Origin of the sequence: Undibacterium paludis (assembly GCF_022568815.1) — a bacterium.
Classification (GTDB): Bacteria; Pseudomonadota; Gammaproteobacteria; order Burkholderiales; family Burkholderiaceae_D; genus Undibacterium.
Genome location: NZ_JAKZHX010000007.1, coordinates 118,874 through 138,213, shown reverse-complemented (window position 1 = coordinate 138,213; position 19,340 = coordinate 118,874). Strand labels below are relative to the sequence as shown.

The window sequence follows — 19,340 nt, the reverse complement described above, 5'->3', positions numbered from 1 at the left end:
TGATGTGCTTCTGCTTTTTTCTTGCATGATTCTGCAACGGAGCTTACTGGTGAGTATGTCGCTTACATACCAAAGTATCCTCTGCGAATGCAACAATGACAATCTATGTGAAGATTGCTACACTGGCCGCGTTCCGCCATCCGGCGTACATCTGATGAATGACATTTGCAGGAAAAATGGAGAAAGCTTGTGAGTAAAAGTACGAAATTGATCGCCCTTGTCGTGGTCCTGGCAGTGTCATACCCTGCTGCATCCTGGTTCACCGGAAAACGTGTCGAGACCAATCTGGTTGGCCCCAAAGATCAGGACATCTCTTCACCTTATGTCAAAGTGCTCAAGCAAGACTACCAGCGTGGCGTGTTCTCTTCAGTTCAGGATGTCCTTCTGGAATTCAATCCTGCAGGAGCGCTTGTAGCCGCAACGCCAGAATTGCCAGGTGCAGGGGAGAGTGCAAGCAGCGCCGCTGAAACGCCAGCGACAGAAAGTGCAGTTGCGGATGCAGCGACAAATCCCGGGGCGGCCGAAGCTGTTACAGGGAAAGTACAAAAAACCATACAGCTACGTATCATCAATCGCATCAAGCACGGTCCTTTGCCGGGCTTCTCTGGTTTTGGTGCCGCATTGATACAGACAGAACTTGTTCTCGATGCAGAAAGCCAGGAAAAGCTTAACAAGCTGTTTGGCAATGCCAAGCCCCTGGAAATCCTCACCCGTCTTGGTTACGCCGGCGGCGGTCACATTGCCATTTCCAGCCCTGCATTGAACACCGACTTAGGTAAGGACAACGACAAGGTGAGCTGGCAAGGCTTCAAGATGGATATGGATTTTGAGAAAGACTACAAGACGCTCAAATTGAATGCCAGTGCGCCAGGACTGACGATAGACGGCAAGGAAGGACAATCACTGAAAATGGGTGCGGTTGCGCTCAAGGGGGACTTGACGCGCGCTTACCCGGGAACCCATCTCTTTCTTGGTAAAACAGAAATGGCTGTCACCAGCCTGAGTTTTGCTGATCCGGTTGAGGCCAAGAAAAGCTTCTCTGCAGATCAGATCAAGTTTGCTGTTGATACCGATCTCAAGGATGAACTGCTGGCGGTGATGGCGCGAATAGGTATCAGCAAGCTCAAGTTCGACAAGGATGAACTCAGCGACATTCATTATGATTATGGTGTCAGGCGCATACATGGCCCTTCGCTGGTCAAAGTCATGGATGCCTATAAAAAAATGGGGGGCGATCCTGAAAAGATCAGCCTTGTCAAAGCAGCCTGGGAAGAGGTTGGCCCGGCAATGCTGCAAAAAGAACCGGAAATTGCCCTGGAACGTTTGAGTGTCGTCACGTCTGAAGGCGAAGCCAAGTTGGCAGGTTCAGCAAAACTGGTCGGCGCCAATGCGGCAGACATGGCCAATCCCATGATGATGTTGCCAAAAGTACAGGCTGTACTTGATGTCACACTGACTGAAGGTTTGGTGGCCAAACTTGGCGGCGGTTCGCAAAAAGATCCAGAGATGCAAAAAATTGCCCTGGAGAATATGAACAGGCAAATCGCAACTTTTGTAGAGCAGGGTTACATCAATCGTAACGACAAGTTACTGAGTTCCAAGCTCGAATGGAGGCAGGGTAAGCTGACTGTCAATGGCAAAGCCTTCAGTCGTTGATGTTCGTTGTTCTTAATATAATCCAGCTTGTGACGAAAATGAAATAGTCGCGTTTTTGTCTGGCCAAATTGCGGAAAAGCAGGTTTTTAACAGGTTTCCCCTTCTGTGCAGCGGGAAGCCTGTTTTTCTTTCTTTGTAATAAATGCTCTTCTTTTCAGATAAACCGACAAATGCGGGTAATTTGCTTCCGCAATGCTAAAATACGTGGCTTTGCCAATTGAAAAACTGGCTTTTGGTGTTATATACCAAAAAATGCAACAAATTTCATCCGGTTTTATGTCGAAAACCGGTGATCCATTATTAAAATGACAGGAGTCTGAACGTGTTTATTTCTAATGCTTACGCGCAAGCAGCTGGCGGCCCACTGGGTGGGGAATTCTCCCAGCTATTCATTTTTGTGCCGATGATACTGATCATGTACTTCCTCATGATACGTCCGCAAATGAAGCGTCAGAAAGAGCAAAGAACAATGATGGAAGCATTGGCAAAAAACGACGAAGTCGTGACTGCCGGTGGCATTTTGGGCAAGGTAACCAAGGTCAGCGATGCCTATGTGACACTGGAAATCGCCAATGGCACGGAAGTGATCGTGCAAAAAATGTCCATTACCATGATGCTGCCCAAGGGCACGATTAAAGCAATTTAATCAGCAAATACCGGCAACGCAGTCCAAAAAACAACTGGGCTGCGTTGTGCTTTTTAGCTTCCAATTATTTTCTCCATTATGAATCGCTATCCAATCTGGAAGTACATACTGATTCTGATTGCCCTGGTTTTCGGCGGCTTGTATACAGCCCCGAATTTCTTTGGTGAGTCCCCGGCTGTGCAAATCAGTAGCGCCAAGGCCACGGTCAAAGTCGACAGCGACATGACGAACCGGGTTGCCCAGGCGCTTGAACAGGCTGGCCTGAAAAGCAATGATATCTTCTACGAAAATAACGGTACTCAAGGTACGGTACGCGCCCGTTTTCAGGATACTGACACTCAGTTCAAAGCCAAGGCGGCATTGGAAAAAGCCCTGAACACGGACCCTGCTGATCCTACCTACACCACAGCTTTCAACCTCTTGTCCAATACACCTAAATGGTTGCAGAGCCTGCATGCCTTGCCCATGTACCTGGGACTGGACTTGCGTGGTGGTGTGCACTTCCTGATGCAGGTTGATACCAAGGCGGTCATGAACAAACGCATGCAGGGTCTGTTGTCCAGCGTGCGCAGCAATTTGCGTGAAAAAGAAGTCCGTCATGCCGGCATCAGCCGTGACGGTGACCTGATCAAGGTCAAGTTCCGCGATGCAGAAGAACGCAGCAAAGCCAAGGCTGTGTTGACTGCCCAGATGAATGATGTCGATTTGCTCGATACCGCAGCGACGGAAGGCAGTGAACTTGGCTTGCAGGTGACATTGAAGCAAAAAGCCTTGAAAGATGTCATTTCTGAAGGTATCAAGCAAAATATTACTGCCCTGTCCAAACGTGTGAATGAACTTGGCGTAGCTGAGCCTATCATTCAGCAACAAGGTGCTGACCGTATTGTTGTGCAATTGCCTGGCGTGCAGGATGTGGCGCGCGCCAAGAGCATTATCAACCGTCTGGCGACGCTGGAAGTACGTTTGCTTGATGAGACCGTGATTGGTACGGTTGATGCCAATACACCTGTTCCCTATGGATCAGAAAAATTTATTTCAAATCGTGGTGAGTACCTGATTCTGACCAAAGAGCCTGTCATCACCGGTGACGATATCACCAACGCCACATCCAGTTTTGATCAGCATCAGCAACCTGCCGTCAGCGTAGATCTTAATGGCGATGGCGGTAAACGCATGGGCAATGCGACCAGTACACGTATAGGTAAACGCATGGCTATCGTGCTGTTTGAAAAAGGCAAGGGCGAAGTGTTGATTGCACCGACCATTAATGATGAATTACGCAATCGTTTCATCATTACCGGCATGGGCACATCCTCTGCAGCAGGTGATCTGGCCTTGCTGCTGCGTGCGGGCTCTCTGGCTGCACCGATGGAAATCATAGAAGAACGCACGATAGGTCCGCAACTTGGTGAAGAAAACATCAAGAAAGGTCGCGACTCCACTTTGTACGGTTTCGCCGCGATTGCCGCTTTCATGATTGTGTACTATCTGATGTTTGGTTTCTTCAGTGTATTGGCATTGTCGTTCAACTTGCTGTTGCTGGTGGCTTTGCTGTCACTGATGCAGGCAACCCTGACCTTGCCAGGTATTGCCGCGATTGCGCTGGCGCTGGGTATGGCAATTGACGCCAACGTGCTCATTAATGAGCGCATACGTGAAGAACTGCGTGCCGGCAAGACGCCACAAAAGGCTATAGAGGAAGGTTTCGGACATGCCTGGGCGACAATTCTTGACTCCAACGTGACCACCCTGATCGTCGGCCTGGCCCTGCTGGTATTCGGTTCCGGTGCAATTCGTGGTTTTGCCGTGGTTCACTGCCTGGGTATTCTGACTTCGATTTTCTCTTCTGTGTTTGTATCACGTGGCGTAGTCAACTTCTGGTACGGAAGAAAGAAAAAGCTGGCATCCATCTCTATCGGCACGATCTGGAAACCAGCAGAGAAACCAGCAGAAAAACTGGCGAAGTAAGCAGCCAGATCATCAAGAATTCAGGGATTCATTATGGAATTATTCCGCATTAAAAAAGACATTCCTTTCATGCGCCATGCGCTGATTTTCAATGTCATTTCTGCATTGACCTTTGTTGCTGCCGTGTTTTTCCTGCTGCACAAGGGTTTGCAATTCTCGGTTGAATTTACTGGTGGTACAGTCATGGAAGTGACCTATCCCAAGGCTGCCGATGTTGACGGGATACGCAAGACTGTGGAGAGCATGGGTTTTCATGATGCACCGGTACAGACCTTTGGTAAGGCGCAGGATGTCGTGATTCGTCTGCCTGTTACCAAAAAAGATGCAAAAGTCTCGGTAGCTGATACTGTCTTTGAGGCGCTGTGTAAAAACGAGCATGGCAGTCTGATCAAAAAAGATGGTGATGTCGGCAGCAATGGAGCGTCCAAGGTAATTTGCCAGGGCGCGGCAAATGCTGAGCCAGTAAAACTGCAGCGTGTAGAACTGGTTGGCGCGCAGGTCGGTGATGAACTGGCACATGACGGCTTGATGGCTCTGCTGTTCGTGGTGCTGGGTGTGATGCTGTACCTGGCGATACGCTTTGAATGGAAATTTGCGGTTGCTGCGATTGTCGCCAACCTGCATGACGTCATCATCATCCTGGGGTTTTTTGCTTTCTTTGAATGGGAATTCAACCTGTCAGTATTGGCAGCGGTGCTGGCGGTGCTTGGTTATTCGGTCAATGAGTCTGTAGTTATTTTTGACCGTATCCGTGAAAATTTCCGTAAACAGCGCAAGATGTCCGTGACCGAAGTCATCGACAATGCGATTACCAGCACGATCTCGCGTACCATCATCACACATGGCTGTACCCAGATGATGGTCTTGTCCATGTTGCTGATTGGTGGCCCGACTTTACATTATTTTGCAGTTGCACTGACGATAGGTATTTGCTTTGGTATATATTCTTCCGTATTCGTTGCGGCGGCAATTGCCATGTGGCTGGGTGTCAAACGTGAAGACCTGATCAAGCCAGTCAAGGAAAAAGATGATACTGACGGCGCAGTGGTTTAGGCAGGATTGTTTAGAACTCAGCAATTCTGTCTCTTCCATGTAACGGAAGGTATCTAAAATGAAAGCCAGCCTGTGTGCTGGCTTTTTCTTTGCTAGCATTTCGGTTCTGAACTTTCTGGGTTCAATTTGTGTCTGAGGAGTAATTGCAAATTGACGTAAGAAGTCGTCACTTCGCAATCAATCGTGTGATAAAGCTGTTTTGGCTGTAAACCTGCACTGGATAAAAACAAGATGAGTAAATTCAAACCCCTGATCATCGTAGTAGCAATCGCGTCCCTGTCCGGTGTAGCTTACTGGCGCTATCAAGCCTCAGGAAACGCCAATGCCGAAGGTGCGGCCTCTGCTAAATCAGGAAATCCAGCGCTTGCCGGTGCAGGGCAAAATCGCCCTGTCAGCGTTTCCACCATACTGGCGCAAAAACGTGATTATGATATCAAGATAACAGCAAATGGCGTGGTCTCCGCACTCAATACTGTGGATATCCGCCCGCAAGTGACCAGCACGATTGCCAAGGTACATATCAAGGAAGGGCAGTTTGTCAAAGCCGGTGATGTGCTGTTCTCTCTTGACAGCCGGGCCGATGAAGTCAATCTGGCGAAAGCTCAGGCGCAACTCGATAAAGACCTGGCGACCCTGGCGGATAATCAGCGCCAGCTCGCGCGCAGCAAGGATTTGTTCAGCAAAAAATTTGTTGCACAAAGTGCAGTTGATACCAGCCAGACCCTGGCGGATACGCAGCAGGCCGTGATTGCCTCAGACAAGGCTGCCGTCAATGCCGCACGTGTTGCCCTCAGTTATAACCGCATCGTCGCGCCGTCGGCGGGCCGTACCGGTATCATCAGTGTGTTCCCCGGTTCGCTGGTACAGCCGAACGCAACAGCTGTTCCCCTGGTCAGCATCACACAAATGGACCCGGTGACAATTACCTTCCCACTACCTCAACGTAATTTGCCTGATGCGCTTGAAAGTCTTAAGCGTAGCGACAGCTATGTCATTGCTAACTTGCCTGATACCACGACCAGGTTCAAGGGCAAACTGCAGTTTGTCGACAATGCAGTTGATGCCGCATCCGGTACCATCAAGGTCAAGGCGATATTTGATAACAAGGAGTTGAAGCTGTGGCCAGGAGCCTACGCTAACCTGGAACTGAGCGTGCAAACCCTCAAGGACGTCATCGTTGTGCCGCAAGACGCGGTGATCATTGGTGCGCGCGGCAAGTCGGTGTATATCGTCGATGCAGAAGGCAAGGCAGTGATGAAACCGGTAGTTGTCACCAACAGTTTTGGCACCGATGCGGTAGTCACAGGTATAGAAGCCGGCGCCAAGGTCGTGCTTGACGGCAAACAGAACCTGCGCCCTGGCGCCAGCGTCAAAGAGCGTAATGGCGGTGATGGAAAAGAAGGAAAAGATGGAAAAGACGGCAGGGGCAACAAAGCCGCCGGTAAGGAGGCATCTGCAAGCTCAGCCGCTTCAGCTTCTGCGCCGGCAACTTCCGCACCCATGACTTCCGCTTCTGCAGCGAGCGCATCATGAATTTGTCTGAACTATTCATACGCCGTCCGGTGATGACGGTATTGCTTAACCTGTCCATCGTCGTTGCCGGTGTCCTGGCTTACCGTTATATTCCGATTGCTGCACTGCCCAGCTATAACACGCCTGTTATCAGCGTGAACGCCAACTTGCCTGGTGCCAGCCCCGAGACCATGGCTACTTCGGTCGCCTTGCCGCTCGAAAAACAGTTCGCTACCATACCCGGTCTGTCCATCATCAGTTCCAGCAATACCCTGGGTTCGACTTCGCTGACACTGGAGTTTGACCAGAACCGCAATGTGGATGCAGCAGCGGTTGACGTCCAGGCAGCCTTGTTGCGTGCGCAGCGCTCCCTGCCGGTGGATATGACTTCGCCACCTTCATACCGTAAGGTCAATCCCGCTGATGCGCCGGTATTGTTTATCGCGTTGACTTCGCCATCACTAAGCCTGTCTGAACTGACCAGTTATGCCGAGCACCTGATCTCGCCCAGTTTGTCGACGCTGGAAGGTGTTGCGCAGGTGAATATTTTTGGTATCAAGCGTTATGCCGTACGCATACGTGTGATGCCAGATGCCTTGCAGGCACGTAACCTGACGCTCGATGAATTGGCGGCGGCGATACGCACTTCAAACGCCAATACACCCGTCGGCACGCTGGAAGGCGACAAGCAGACCCTGACCCTGCTGGCCAACAAACAATTGCAGAGCGCGGCGGAATTTGCCAACCTGGTCGTCAGCAATAAGGGGGGGCAGGTAGTGCGCCTGCAAGATGTTGCCCAGGTTGAAGACAGCTATGAGCAAGTCAAGACCGCAGCAAACTTTAATGGCGAGAGTTCCATTACTCTGGCGATACAAAGACAGACTGATGCCAACACGGTCAAGGTTGTCGATTCCATCAAGGCAGCCCTGCCTGGCTTCAAGTCGCAATTGCCTGCTTCGGTCAAGATGAACCTGGTCAATGACCGCTCGGTGTCTATCCGTGACGCCTTGCATGACGTTAACCTGACTTTGTTGTTGACCATCTTCCTGGTCGTGGTCGTTATTTTCCTGTTCTTGCGGCGCATGGTGGCGACCGTCATTCCTACCCTGTCCTTGCCAGTGTCGCTGATCGGAGCGATTGCCCTGTTGTGGGGTTTTGGCTATACCCTGGATAATGTGTCACTGCTCGGTTTGACGCTGGCCGTGGGCCTGGTGGTTGATGATGCGATCGTGATGCTGGAAAACATCATGCGTCATGTGGAAAATGGTGAGGAACCTTTCAAGGCTGCCTTACAGGGTTCACGTGAGGTCGGTTTTACCATCATTTCGATTTCCACTTCCCTGGTAGCGGTGTTCATCCCCATCTTCTTCATGCCTGGTGTCATCGGGCAGTTGTTCCATGAATTTGCTGTCATCGTCAGTCTGGCCATTTTGGCTTCTGCCTTTGTATCGCTGACCCTTGTGCCCATGCTGGCCAGCCGCTTCTTGAAAAGTGAACATGAGCTCAAAGAGCCACCAAAAGCAGTGGCTGCCATGTTGCATGTGTTTGAAAGCAGTTTCAATGCATCGCTGCGTTCCTACACACGCGGCCTTGACCTGGCCTTGCGTCACCGTAAAACAGTGTTGCTGATTGCCGTGGCAACCTTTGCTGCTACCGCTTACCTGTTCAATATCATCCCCAAGGGTTTCTTCCCACAGGAGGACATAGGCCAGATCAATGTGTCGACGGAAGCGGCTGAAGAAACGTCTTTCCCTGCCATGGTGATTTTGCAGGACAGGGTAGCCAAGATCATTCGTGATGATCCCAACGTGGCGACTGCCACCTCGTTCAATGGTGGTAGCGGCTCACAAAATAATGGCCGCATGTTCATCAACCTGAAGCCGCGCGGTGAACGCAAGCCCATGAAGGAAGTCGTTGAAGGTTTGCGCAAGAAGCTCAATGAAGTCCCCGGTATTGCCGTATTCTTGCGTCCTACCCAGAATTTGCAACTGGGTGGTCGTCCGAGCAAGAGCCAGTATCAATATATCCTGCAAAGTGTGGAAGCCGGATCGCTCAGCGACTGGGCCATCAAGTTGCAAGAGAAATTGCGTACTGACCCCGGTTTCAAGGATGTCACCACGGATTCCCAGTTGAAGGGCCTGCAAGCCAGTATCGACATTGACCGTGACCGTGCCAATGCGCTTGGTGTCAACATGGACAGCATACGTTCGGCATTGTATAGCGCATTTGGTGAACGCCAGATATCGACCATGTACACCAATGTCGACAGCTATCAGGTCATCATGGAAGTCACGCCAGATGCCAAGAAGGATGAAGACGCCATCAAGGGTATTTATGTGCGCGGCAATACCGGTACCCTGGTCCCCTTGTCCAGCGTGGCTACCGTCAAACGTACTGTCGGCCCTACGGCGATCAATCACGTCGGTCAGTTACAGGCAGTCACCGTGTCTTTCAACCTGGCGCCGGGAACGGCGCTTGGTGACGCGACCAATCGCATAGAGAAATACCGGGATGAAATCAAACTGCCAGCCTCCATCATCACCAGCTACGGTGGTGATGCTGCGGTGTTCAAGGATTCCCAGTCCGGTCAGGTGATCCTGATTGTCGCAGCCTTGCTGGTGATCTATGTGCTGCTCGGCGTACTGTATGAAAGCTATATCCACCCGATCACCATTCTGGCCGGTTTGCCATCTGCTGCGGTTGGTGCATTGCTGACCTTGCAATGGTTTGGTGAAGACCTGACCCTGATTGCCACCATCGGTATTTTGCTGCTGATCGGTATCGTGAAAAAGAACGCCATCATGATGATCGATTTTGCGCTTGATGCACAAAGGCACCATAACATGACACCGCCAGAAGCAATACGCGAGGCCTGCATACAGCGTTTCCGCCCTATCATGATGACCACGCTGGCAGCCCTGGTTGGCGCTTTGCCGATTGCGCTCGGTCTGGGTGCTGGTGCCGAGTTGCGTCAGCCGCTAGGTTTGGCGGTAGTCGGCGGGCTGATTTTCTCCCAGGCAATTACCCTGTTTATTACGCCCGTGATTTATCTTGCACTCGATAAATACAGTGGCAGCGGTCCCATAGTCGGAGACAAGGTTTGACTTTGAGAATTGATACCTTTGCGCTACATCTGTCGTTGATGCAGGTATAGTGAAAAACGGCGGAACGGACAGTATGTATTTTTATGGACAGTCGTCCTCAAGCAAATGCTGCTTGAGTTTGAACAGGGAGCTTTCCAGCGCAAGGTAATCCTGGTCTGTATAAGATTTAAAACGCTGTTTGCCGCTGGACACGATCTTTGGGAAAATATCATCGAAGGTGGCTTCACCCACGGGCGTCAGTTTTACAAACAGTTGTCGCCGGTCGTCGTTGCCACGTTCACGTTGTACCAGGCCTTTTTGTTCCAGCCTGTCCAGCACGCCGGTCAGGGTGCCCTTGGTAATCAGGGTTTTTTCACCAAGTTCCTTGCAAGTCATCCCCGGTGTATTGCCCAGGGTGGCGATGATGTCGAATTGCGAATGTGTAAAACCGAGCTTGCGGACGTTCCTTGCAGAAGCCTGTTCAAATAATTGCATGCATTCCGATAGTAACCGTATGCTGCGCAAGTAGCGTTCGCCCATAAACTTAATTCAAAAGAAGGAGGTTTGATCTGCTGTAGCAGACCAAGCCGGAGCCTGCAAAAAGTATCAATATTCGGCAACTAGTGGACTGTCACAGTGAAAGCGGTAGTGAAGGACATGTGCCCGGCGAATCAGGGCAAGACAAGGTTTTGACAAATAAGCACAGCGATAGCGGAGCTATCGCACGTATTTGCAACGCCGTCCTGGTTGCCGCGCACGTGGCAGGCACTTCGCTTTTCACTGTTACAGTCCACTAGGGACCGGACCATTGAGTCAACAACCGCTCATCAACTACCGGTCCCAGCCAAATCTTAGTCAGCCTTGATTGCTTCTACCTGGATCGCCAGTTTCACTTCCGGTGCGAAACGTGGTGTGCCATAGTTCAGGCCAAAATCAGTGCGCTTGAATTCTGCACTGGCATCTGCACCGCAAGCTTCTTTCTTGAACATGGGGTGCTGTATGCATTTGAACTTGTTGATTGTCAGTGTGACTGGCTTGGTGACGCCCAGCAAAGTCAATTCACCGATGACGGCAACCGGAGTGTCGCCATCAAACTTGATCGATGTACCCTTATAGGTAGCGGTAGGGAATTGCGCAACATTGAACATGTCTTTGGACTTGGCATGTTCATTCATTTTTTCATGGCCGAAATCCAGGGAATTGGCATCAATCGTGATGTCTACCGTACCTGTCTTGGCGGCGCGATCAAGCACGATCTTGCCCGAAGTCTTGTTGAATTTACCGCGCCATACGGAGATGCCCATGTGGTCGGCTTCGAAGCTTGGGTAAGTGTGATTCGATTCAATATTATAAGTCTGGGCAAAGGCGGGTACTGAGCTGGCGATCAGGGCTGCTGCGATAAACTTGGCTAATTTCATGTATTACTCCTGGGAGGAAATAGTAAGGGGGAATCAAACGCTTAAAAATTAAAAGGGTACTGATGCTTTATTGTGTTACGGGGTGGTGACTACATGGAACTTGATTTGCACTTCATCGGCGACCATGCCGGTGTCTTTCCATTCACCTTCACCGATGTTGAAGGTGAGGCGCTTGATAGGCAGGCTGCCATCAAAAACCTGGTTATTGCCTTCTTTCTTGACACTTAAAGGAAAACTGACATCGACAGTTTTACCCTTGATGCTGAGCTTACCCGTGACATCGAGTTTGCCTGATGCACCTGCTTTCATGGACGTGGAGACAAAGCTGGCTTTAGGGAAGGCTGAGGCATTAAACCATTCTTTCTTCAGAACTTCTTTGTTGTATTCAGCGTCACCAAGATCAAAGCTGGCAACATCAATATCCACCGTTGCTTTGGATGCTTCTGGTTTGGCGCTGTCATAGTCGATGCTGGCGGAAAATTTCTTGAATTTGGCATCCACAGGCACATTCATTTGCTTGAAGGTAATGTTTACTGTGCTTTTGGCATTGTCAAGTTTCAACGCTGCAGCAATGGCGGGGCTGGCGATGACCAGGACGGCTGCGGCAGACGCAGCGATTTTCTTCATGGAATAGGTGCTCATACTAAATACCTGTTTGAAAATTAATAAAAAATGATTAACGGCCAGGGCGCATGCGGTGCAAGAGCCCGTCTTTATCATAGAAGTGATGTTTGAGTGCTGCGGCAATATGCAGCAAGACCAGAACGAACATGACATTGTTCAGAATTTCATGCAATTCTTTTAAAGTTCCCTTGATTTCCGGGTTGGGAGCCATTAATACTGGTAATTCGAATAATCCCAGATAGACTACCGGATAGCCTGCTGCCAGCGTGTAAAAATATCCAGACAGGGGCACGGCAAACATCAATACATACAGCAGGATATGGGTGCCGTTCGCCAGTTGAGTCGGCAGTTTGCCCATATTCTCTGGATAAGGAGGGGCCTTGCTCATGAGGCGTGAGATGAGTCGTATGGCAACAAAACCGAGTACCGTTACCCCCAGCCATTTATGGTATGAAAAATATTGCAATTTCGTCGGGCTCATACGCATATCGACCATGATATTGCCCATGATAAAAGCAATAATGATCAGGACGGCAATCAGCCAGTGCAGCGCGATGCTTACATTGGAATATTTTTGAGTGGCTGCCATGCTGGCTCCTCTGACAAAAGAGATAATTAGTTCGAAGTAGAACTAATATAGCAAAAAAAAAGAAAGTCTGCAGAAAACTGCCAGATTTTTGAGAGGCGAATTGTAAGCAGCTGCTACAAGCTGCGTCGCTGGTCAGGGCTTACAGCTATACTTTCTTCCGGAATCTCTTTTCAATTTGCCCTGAAAAGGTTTTTCCCCCACACCAAGGCATTCATTTATCATTGGTCTGCTTGCCACTTACCCTATCCATAATGAAACCAGAAATTCCAGAAAAATCCCTAGGAAAAATATTAGTAGATCCTGCCAAAACCGTACTGGGCAATGTCGCAGGCGCAGTCAGTGAAACGACAGGCTTGCTCGATCAGAGTGGCCCCTTGAAGCCAGGAACGGGCCTTGCCAGTGGTGTACTGGCCTTGACGCTGGCATTCCTGTGTCTGCTGGGCGTCATCGCTTTTCATTTCCCGCAATACCTGACTACACCTGAGTTGCGCAAAAACTATTCGCCCGATGTCATTCGGCATATCCTGTTTGCGGCACTGGTCTTGTCTGGGGTAATCAGCTTATTGAATGTCTTGTTCAATCGTCGCCGTGGTTTGAATGCAGTCGCTGCTGCCATGGTCATTGCCGCCGTAGCTTATGGCGGATCGCATGTGCCGGTAGCGGATTTTCCTGACCATACGCCCTATATAGGCCTGGACTGGTTCATTCTTGATTTGCTGGGTTCGACCATCATCTTCGTCGTCATAGAAAAAATCTTCCCGCTGTACAAAGGTCAATTGATTTTCCGTCGGGAATGGCAGACTGACATGGTGCACTTTGCTGTCAATCACTTCATTGTTGGTCTGGCCTTGTTGACAGTCAATTTCGCCATCCACCGCCTGTTTGGCTGGATGGCACATGACAGTGTGCGTGATTTTGTGCAGTCTATCTGGTTCTTCCCGCAATTGCTGCTGTGCATATTGACGGCAGACATGGTGCAATACTGGACCCACCGCGCCTACCATGAGATTCCTTTCCTGTGGCGCTTCCATGCTGTTCATCACTCTGCCAAGACGATGGACTGGCTGGCCGGTTCTCGCCAGCACATCCTGGAATTGATCTGCACCCGTGTTGGCGTCCTGGGTGCCTTGTATGTGTTGGGTTTTGAAAAGACTGTCATGGACGTCTATATCATTGTGGTCGGCTTTCAGGCCGTATTTAACCATGCGAATGTGCATCTGCCCTGGGGGCCGATCAGGTACCTGATCGTCACACCAGATTTTCATCACTGGCATCACTCATCAGATGATGTGGCGATTGACAGAAATTATGCAGCACACTATGCCTTCCTCGATCATCTGTTTGGGACGGCCATCAAGGGACAAAAGGGATTTCCTGAGAAATATGGAGTGCAGGGAGACTATATGCCGGATGGGTTCTTGAAACAGTTGATGTTCCCGTTCCGTTCACAGAAATAAATATTTTTTAAGACCAAAAAGCTCATCGCATAGAAAGGAAAGACTGCTTGCAAGCAGTCTTCGTTTCGCAGGCATGCAGCAAGAGTTTCCTGCTACACCACAGAGACACCGAGAAATACAAAAGAGAGAAAAGCAAAACAAAGTGATTTTGTATCGCTTTTCTCCGTTTTTCCTCTATGTTTCTGTGCCTCTGTGGTTAATGGTCATTGTCGCTAACGATTAGATTGCTTTTGCCAGTTTCGCTGCAATTCCAGTGTAGTTCGCCGGTGTCATTGCCAGCAGTAAATCCTTGGCATCGCGCGGGATGGCCAGGCCTTCGACAAATTCCTGCAAGGCTTCTTTGGTGATGCCTTTGCCACGCGTCAATTCTTTCAATTGCTCATAAGCGTTTTCAACCGCATAACGACGCATCACGGTCTGTACCGGTTCTGCCAGGACTTCCCAGGTTGCATCAAGGTCAGCTGCCAGGCGTTCCGGATTGGTTTCCAGCTTGTTCAAGCCGCGCAGGCAACTGTCATAGGCCAGCAGGGTGTAACCAAAGGCCACGCCTATATTGCGCAGTACAGTGGAATCCGTCAGGTCACGCTGCCAGCGTGAGACTGGCAATTTTTCAGACAGATGACGCAGCAGCGAGTTTGCCAGGCCCAGGTTGCCTTCAGAATTTTCAAAGTCGATAGGATTGACTTTATGTGGCATGGTGGAAGAACCGATCTCACCAGCCTTGAGTTTTTGCTTGAAATAACCAACCGAGATATAACCCCAGATGTCGCGGTTCAAGTCCAGCAAAATGGTGTTGGCACGGGCAAAGGCATCAAACATTTCTGCCATGTAATCATGTGGCTCGATTTGTATGGTGTAAGGGTTATAGATCAAGCCCAGGCGCTGTTCGATGACATTCTTGGAAAAGCTTTCCCAGTCATGTTGAGGGTAAGCTGACAGATGAGCATTGTAGTTGCCGACGGCGCCGTTCATCTTGCCGAGAATTTCTACCTGCTCTATGCGCTTGATGGCGCGCTGCAGGCGAGCCACAACGTTGGCCATTTCCTTGCCCAGGGTAGTCGGGCTGGCGGTCTGGCCATGAGTGCGGGACAGCATGGGGATGTCGGCATTGGCATGCGCGAGTTCTGTCAGTTTGGTAATCAGCTTGCGCAGTGCTGGCAACATGACTTCGTTGCGGGCGGTTTTCAGCATCATGCCGTGGGAAGTATTGTTGATGTCTTCCGATGTACAGGCAAAATGAATGAATTCACTGGCGGCAACCAGTTCGGGCATATCCTTGACCTGCTCCTTCAACCAGTATTCGACGGCTTTGACGTCATGATTGGTGACAGCTTCAATTTCCTTGATGCGCTGCGCATCGGCTTCCGAAAAATCGGCGACCAGTTTGTCGAGCAAGGCATTGGCAGCTGGCGAAAATGCCTTGATTTCATCGAACCCGGCTTGCGACAATGCTTGCAACCAGGAAACTTCAACCTTGACACGGTGACGCATGAAGCCGGCTTCAGACAAAGTGGCGCGCAAAGCATCAACTTTGCCTGCGTAACGACCGTCAAGAGGGGAAAGGGCAGAAAGTGAGGATAGGGACATGATGGACAATAGAGATGGAATGACAGAAAGCCTTGCGCGAAAAACAACAAAAGTATAAATTTTGCAAACATTTAAAATTTAGCAAAATTTTACTTTTGTGGTGTAAAAACCGTTTTTTTGTGCGGAATATGAGATTTTACCATTTGAATGAGGTCAAACTATATATTCGTGAGCTTGTTGCTGCCTTGCACGCAGGCCCGTATGACGTCGGTTTGCAGGCTTGCAATGCTATAATCCGCGCTAAACCTACTTTCAGATTCCTATGAAACTAATTGGCTCCATCACTAGTCCTTTTGTAAGAAAAGTCCGCGTCGTCATGGCGGAAAAGAAACTTGACTACACTTTCCTCCAGGAAAATGTGTGGGCACCTGAGACCACCATACAGCAATCGAACCCTCTGGGAAAAGTTCCCTGCCTGTTGATGGAGGATGGTGGCGCGATGTTCGATTCACGCGTGATTGTTGAATACCTCGATACACTGACACCGGTTGGCAAGCTGATTCCTGCCAATGGTCGCGAACGTGCAGAAGTCAAATGCTGGGAAGCGCTGGCCGATGGCATCCTGGATGCAGCTATTCTGGTGCGCCTGGAAAAAACCTTGCGTCCGGCAGAGCAGCAAAGCCAGGAATGGATGGACAGGCAAATGAGCAAGGTCCATGCAGGTCTTAAATCCTTGTCCAGCGGTTTGGGCGAAGCGCCATTCTGTTCAGGTAATCATCTGACGCTGGCAGATGTCAGCGTTGCCTGCGCGCTAGGCTGGCTAAGTTTCCGTTTCCCGGAAATCGACTGGCGTGGAGACTTTCCTAATCTCGCCAAACTGTTTGATAAATTATCGGAACGTGCCTCTTTCAAAGACACCTTGCCGCAATAAGTCATTTATCTGGACAGATAAACGGGATGTACGCGTTGGCGACATCCCGTTTTTTGTTTTTATGGCTTATCCTCACTGTTGTCATCGTTGACTGATGATGCTGCCGCTGATTCTGCTGCGCAAAGCGCCCGTACATGCGCCCGCAACCAGCGATGTACGGGATCAAGATGGTGGCGCAAGTGCCAGCTTTGGGAGATAGTGATCTCTGGTGTTTTCACCGGTAGCCGGAATATCTGCAAGCGATGCTGCTTCAGCGCCCATTGGGCAAATGCTTCAGGTATGGTGGCGACCAGGTCGGATGCCGCCGCCATCACCATGGCTGCCTGAAAACCGGGCGCCACAACGGTGATGCGACGGCGCAACCCCATTTCCTTGAGTGCCATGTCGATGTAACCGTGCATGCTGACCATGCCACGCTTGGATGCCGACACTTGAGACCAGGCTACAAAGTCCTGGGCGCTGACCTGTCCATCCCTGATTGTCTCCAGCAAGGGATGGTTTTCACGGACCACGCCGACAAACGAGGTCTTGAACAAGGGCTGGTCGTAGATTTCCAGTTCCGTCAGTCCGAGTACACCGATATCAAGGTCGACCGGGCCATCACGTAAAGGCGCCAGGTCCTTGTTTGTGCGGGCAATGAAATGCAGCGACACACCTGGAGCCTCAGCAGCGATATTGGCCGCCAGCCGGGTCGCCCATACACCGGCGAAACCGTCATTGGTGCGCAGGCTCAAGGTTCGCTCCAGCGTGGCGAAATTGACTTCTTCCGGAGTAAATACGCCTCTGACTTCGAGTATGGCTGTCTGTACCCGTTCACGCAGGGCAAGCGCACGCTCAGTGGGCACCAGGCCGCGACCGGCTGGCACGAACAGGGGGTCGCCGATTGCATCACGTAGTCGTCCCAGGCGCCGGCTCATGGCTGGTGCGCTCAGATGCAGGCGACGTGCGGCCCCTGCCACGCTGCCTTCACTGAGCAGAGCATCAAGATCCAGCAATAAATTGAAATCGAGCTGATGCATGTGCTGCCTCCTGTGCCGGATGTTGATATCAGTGCATTTGATGCACGAATTGATTGCAATTGTCTCACTTTACACAATGATCTGCATGCGCGACGATAGCGTCAGTCAAGTACATCAGGAGACAGGCATGCGCCAGCAAGGTCGGACAGAAACAGCGGATATGGAAGTCAGTTTTTCTTTTTACCCCTTGCTGGCGGTCATTGTCTGGACAGGTAATACCATCGTCACCAAGCTCGCAGCCGGGGCCATAGAGCCGGCTGCAATTGCGTTATATCGCTGGGTATTTGCTGGTCTGGTGTTGACGCCATTTGTTTTGCGTGCTGTGTGGCAGCAGCGTGCCATTGTTGCGCTACACTGGCCCAGGCTGGCTTTGCTTGGCTGTCTGGGCATGGGTATGTACCAGGGCCTGGCTTATGAAGCAGCCAAAACAACGACTGCCACCAATATGGGGGTAATCGTCGCATTGATGCCTTTGCTGTCAGCGTTTTTGGCCAGCCTGTTTGCCGGGGAAATCCTTAGCTTGGCCCGTTTGCTCGCTGCGAGCGTATCATTGAGCGGGCTGTTATTGCTGACGACTCATGGACATCCGGGCGAACTCCTGCATGGTGCAGTCCATATCGGTGATCTGCTGATGCTGATTGCCGTCAGTTCCAATGCTCTTTATGGCGTATTACTCAAGCGCTGGGCCATACCGCTATCGACCTGGCAGCAATTGTATGTGCAGATAGGCTTTGGTATCGCATTGTTGCTGCCATTCTGGTGGTTTGCACCGACCTCGCCAATCAGCTTGCAGAATGCATCATTGATACTGTACGCGGCGATCCCGGCCTCAATTGGTGCTCCATTTTTCTGGATGACGGGTATCAAACGCCTGGGGGCGGCACGGGCCAGTCTGTTCATGAATCTGCTGCCGGTTTTTGTAGCCCTGGCTGCAGCTACATTGCTGGGGGAGAAATTACATGGCTATCACGCCATCGGTGGTTTCCTGGTATTGGCAGGCGTTGGGTGGGGGCAAAGAACAAATGGCCCGGAAAAGCGCAAAGACTTGTCCGGGCCACTGAAACCTGTACCTGAACAGGTTGAGCGTTAGAAATTCTACAGTTGCTTTGCGGCAGGTCGCTAATTACTCTTCTGCAGACATTTGCGATTGCAGGTAATTCTGGATGCCGATTTTTTCTATCAGTTCCAGCTGGGTTTCCAGCCAGTCTATATGCTCTTCCGTGTCTTCGAGTATGACCTGGAACAGGTCGCGGGATACATAGTCACCGGTGGATTCGCAGCAGGCTATGCCTTCCTTGACGGTTTTTTGCGCAGCGGTTTCCAGCTTCAGGTCGCAACGCAACATCTCCTGTGTGTCCTCTCCTATCATTAATTTGTGCAGGGCTTGCAGGTTGGGCAGGCCACCCAGCATCAGGATACGGTCGATGAGCTTGTCGGCATGTTTCATTTCGCCGATGGATTCTTCGTATTCTTTCTTGCCCAGTTTTTCAAAGCCCCAATGCTTGTACATGCGTGCATGCAAGAAATACTGATTGATGGCACTCAATTCATTGGTGAGTTGTGCATTGAGCAGCTTGATGACTTTCGCGTCGCCTTTCATGGCTTCCTTCCTGTTCTGTTGATGATATGAGTACTGGTGGAACTATTCGCTTTTCTCACATCATAGAGCATTCAGTGAGGCTTGCAAAATGTAGATGAACTGAGGTACAGGGACCGGTGGCTTGATTTCCAGTCCCTGGAGTCGCTCACTGCCAGTGACAGGCCAGTTGTAAAGAGTCGGTGAGAAAAAAGCCAAACGGCACAATTGCTGCAATCTGGCCTGTCCCGGGGGAGGAGACTTTATCTGATAACCTGTTG

Annotated in this window: 16 protein-coding genes; 9 read left to right on the top strand and 7 right to left on the bottom strand. The window is 50.5% G+C overall.

Annotated elements, in window-relative coordinates; all coding sequences use genetic code 11:
* The first annotated feature begins 189 nt into the window (after positions 1-189).
* The 6 genes from LZ463_RS13340 to LZ463_RS13315 all read left to right on the top strand — a co-directional run bounded on the left by LZ463_RS13340 (position 190) and on the right by LZ463_RS13315 (position 9,939).
* Positions 190-1,656: a YdgA family protein gene (locus LZ463_RS13340; protein WP_241456256.1), complete on the top strand. Its 1,467-nt coding sequence runs from the start codon at positions 190-192 to the stop codon at positions 1,654-1,656.
* Positions 1,657-1,978: 322 nt separating this feature from the next.
* Positions 1,979-2,302: a preprotein translocase subunit YajC gene (gene yajC, locus LZ463_RS13335; RefSeq protein ID WP_241456255.1), complete on the top strand. Its 324-nt coding sequence runs from the start codon at positions 1,979-1,981 to the stop codon at positions 2,300-2,302.
* Between the two features lie 78 nt (positions 2,303-2,380).
* Complete coding sequence (gene secD, locus LZ463_RS13330) at positions 2,381-4,270, top strand: protein translocase subunit SecD (RefSeq protein WP_241456253.1); 1,890 nt, start codon at positions 2,381-2,383, stop codon at positions 4,268-4,270.
* Between the two features lie 33 nt (positions 4,271-4,303).
* Complete coding sequence (gene secF / locus LZ463_RS13325) at positions 4,304-5,323, top strand: protein translocase subunit SecF (RefSeq protein ID WP_241456252.1); 1,020 nt, start codon at positions 4,304-4,306, stop codon at positions 5,321-5,323.
* A 231-nt stretch (positions 5,324-5,554) separates the two neighbouring features.
* Positions 5,555-6,856, top strand: a complete 1,302-nt coding sequence (locus tag LZ463_RS13320) for an efflux RND transporter periplasmic adaptor subunit (RefSeq protein WP_241456250.1) — start codon at positions 5,555-5,557, stop codon at positions 6,854-6,856.
* The gene (locus LZ463_RS13315) at positions 6,853-9,939 is read left to right on the top strand and encodes an efflux RND transporter permease subunit (RefSeq protein ID WP_241456249.1); all 3,087 of its coding nucleotides are present in this window, start codon (positions 6,853-6,855) and stop codon (positions 9,937-9,939) included. Before LZ463_RS13320 ends, LZ463_RS13315 begins: the two co-directional genes overlap by 4 nt.
* Positions 9,940-10,020: 81 nt before the next feature.
* On the opposite strand, the gene LZ463_RS13310 is transcribed toward LZ463_RS13315, so the two are convergent.
* From LZ463_RS13310 to LZ463_RS13295, 4 genes are all read right to left on the bottom strand, one after another.
* Positions 10,021-10,413 (bottom strand): MarR family winged helix-turn-helix transcriptional regulator, encoded by a 393-nt coding sequence (locus tag LZ463_RS13310; protein ID WP_241456247.1) that lies wholly within the window; start codon positions 10,411-10,413, stop codon positions 10,021-10,023.
* A 356-nt stretch (positions 10,414-10,769) separates the two neighbouring features.
* The gene (locus LZ463_RS13305; protein ID WP_241456246.1) at positions 10,770-11,336 is read right to left on the bottom strand and encodes a YceI family protein; all 567 of its coding nucleotides are present in this window, start codon (positions 11,334-11,336) and stop codon (positions 10,770-10,772) included.
* 75 nt (positions 11,337-11,411) lie between these two features.
* A complete protein-coding gene (locus tag LZ463_RS13300; RefSeq protein ID WP_489686116.1) occupies positions 11,412-11,963 on the bottom strand; it encodes a YceI family protein in 552 nt (183 codons plus the stop codon).
* A 49-nt stretch (positions 11,964-12,012) separates the two neighbouring features.
* On the bottom strand, positions 12,013-12,549 hold the full coding sequence (locus LZ463_RS13295) for a cytochrome b (protein WP_241456244.1): 537 nt from the start codon (positions 12,547-12,549) through the stop codon (positions 12,013-12,015).
* Positions 12,550-12,800: 251 nt separating this feature from the next.
* Here LZ463_RS13295 and LZ463_RS13290 point away from each other — a divergent pair, with 251 nt between their 5' ends.
* Positions 12,801-14,006, top strand: a complete 1,206-nt coding sequence (locus LZ463_RS13290) for a sterol desaturase family protein (protein WP_241456243.1) — start codon at positions 12,801-12,803, stop codon at positions 14,004-14,006.
* 219 nt (positions 14,007-14,225) lie between these two features.
* Here LZ463_RS13290 and purB read toward each other — a convergent pair whose 3' ends face one another.
* On the bottom strand, positions 14,226-15,593 hold the full coding sequence (gene purB / locus LZ463_RS13285) for an adenylosuccinate lyase (protein ID WP_241456242.1): 1,368 nt from the start codon (positions 15,591-15,593) through the stop codon (positions 14,226-14,228).
* A 262-nt stretch (positions 15,594-15,855) separates the two neighbouring features.
* Between purB and LZ463_RS13280 the strand changes: the two genes are divergently transcribed.
* Entirely contained in the window at positions 15,856-16,464 is a 609-nt protein-coding gene (locus LZ463_RS13280; protein WP_241456241.1) for a glutathione S-transferase C-terminal domain-containing protein, read from the top strand.
* Positions 16,465-16,523: 59 nt separating this feature from the next.
* On the opposite strand, the gene LZ463_RS13275 is transcribed toward LZ463_RS13280, so the two are convergent.
* Positions 16,524-17,483 (bottom strand): LysR family transcriptional regulator, encoded by a 960-nt coding sequence (locus tag LZ463_RS13275; protein WP_241456239.1) that lies wholly within the window; start codon positions 17,481-17,483, stop codon positions 16,524-16,526.
* 127 nt (positions 17,484-17,610) lie between these two features.
* Between LZ463_RS13275 and LZ463_RS13270 the strand changes: the two genes are divergently transcribed.
* Entirely contained in the window at positions 17,611-18,573 is a 963-nt protein-coding gene (locus LZ463_RS13270) for a DMT family transporter (RefSeq protein WP_241456236.1), read from the top strand.
* Between the two features lie 33 nt (positions 18,574-18,606).
* On the opposite strand, the gene bfr is transcribed toward LZ463_RS13270, so the two are convergent.
* Positions 18,607-19,083 (bottom strand): bacterioferritin, encoded by a 477-nt coding sequence (bfr, locus tag LZ463_RS13265; protein ID WP_241456235.1) that lies wholly within the window; start codon positions 19,081-19,083, stop codon positions 18,607-18,609.
* Positions 19,084-19,340 lie beyond the last annotated feature (257 nt).

Excerpts from the sequence above, each read along its gene's own strand:
- secD (WP_241456253.1), top strand. The coding sequence starts at position 2,381 with ATGAATCGCTATCCAATCTGGAAGTACATACTGATTCTGATTGCCCTG.
- LZ463_RS13275 (WP_241456239.1), bottom strand. The coding sequence starts at position 17,483 with ATGCATCAGCTCGATTTCAATTTATTGCTGGATCTTGATGCTCTGCTC.
- secF (WP_241456252.1), top strand. The coding sequence starts at position 4,304 with ATGGAATTATTCCGCATTAAAAAAGACATTCCTTTCATGCGCCATGCG.
- LZ463_RS13315 (WP_241456249.1), top strand. The coding sequence starts at position 6,853 with ATGAATTTGTCTGAACTATTCATACGCCGTCCGGTGATGACGGTATTG.
- purB (WP_241456242.1), bottom strand. The coding sequence starts at position 15,593 with ATGTCCCTATCCTCACTTTCTGCCCTTTCCCCTCTTGACGGTCGTTAC.
- LZ463_RS13280 (WP_241456241.1), top strand. The coding sequence starts at position 15,856 with ATGAAACTAATTGGCTCCATCACTAGTCCTTTTGTAAGAAAAGTCCGC.
- LZ463_RS13290 (WP_241456243.1), top strand. The coding sequence starts at position 12,801 with ATGAAACCAGAAATTCCAGAAAAATCCCTAGGAAAAATATTAGTAGAT.
- LZ463_RS13305 (WP_241456246.1), bottom strand. The coding sequence starts at position 11,336 with ATGAAATTAGCCAAGTTTATCGCAGCAGCCCTGATCGCCAGCTCAGTA.
- LZ463_RS13270 (WP_241456236.1), top strand. The coding sequence starts at position 17,611 with ATGCGCCAGCAAGGTCGGACAGAAACAGCGGATATGGAAGTCAGTTTT.
- LZ463_RS13320 (WP_241456250.1), top strand. The coding sequence starts at position 5,555 with ATGAGTAAATTCAAACCCCTGATCATCGTAGTAGCAATCGCGTCCCTG.
- LZ463_RS13310 (WP_241456247.1), bottom strand. The coding sequence starts at position 10,413 with ATGCAATTATTTGAACAGGCTTCTGCAAGGAACGTCCGCAAGCTCGGT.
- LZ463_RS13300 (WP_489686116.1), bottom strand. The coding sequence starts at position 11,963 with ATGAAGAAAATCGCTGCGTCTGCCGCAGCCGTCCTGGTCATCGCCAGC.
- LZ463_RS13295 (WP_241456244.1), bottom strand. The coding sequence starts at position 12,549 with ATGGCAGCCACTCAAAAATATTCCAATGTAAGCATCGCGCTGCACTGG.
- bfr (WP_241456235.1), bottom strand. The coding sequence starts at position 19,083 with ATGAAAGGCGACGCGAAAGTCATCAAGCTGCTCAATGCACAACTCACC.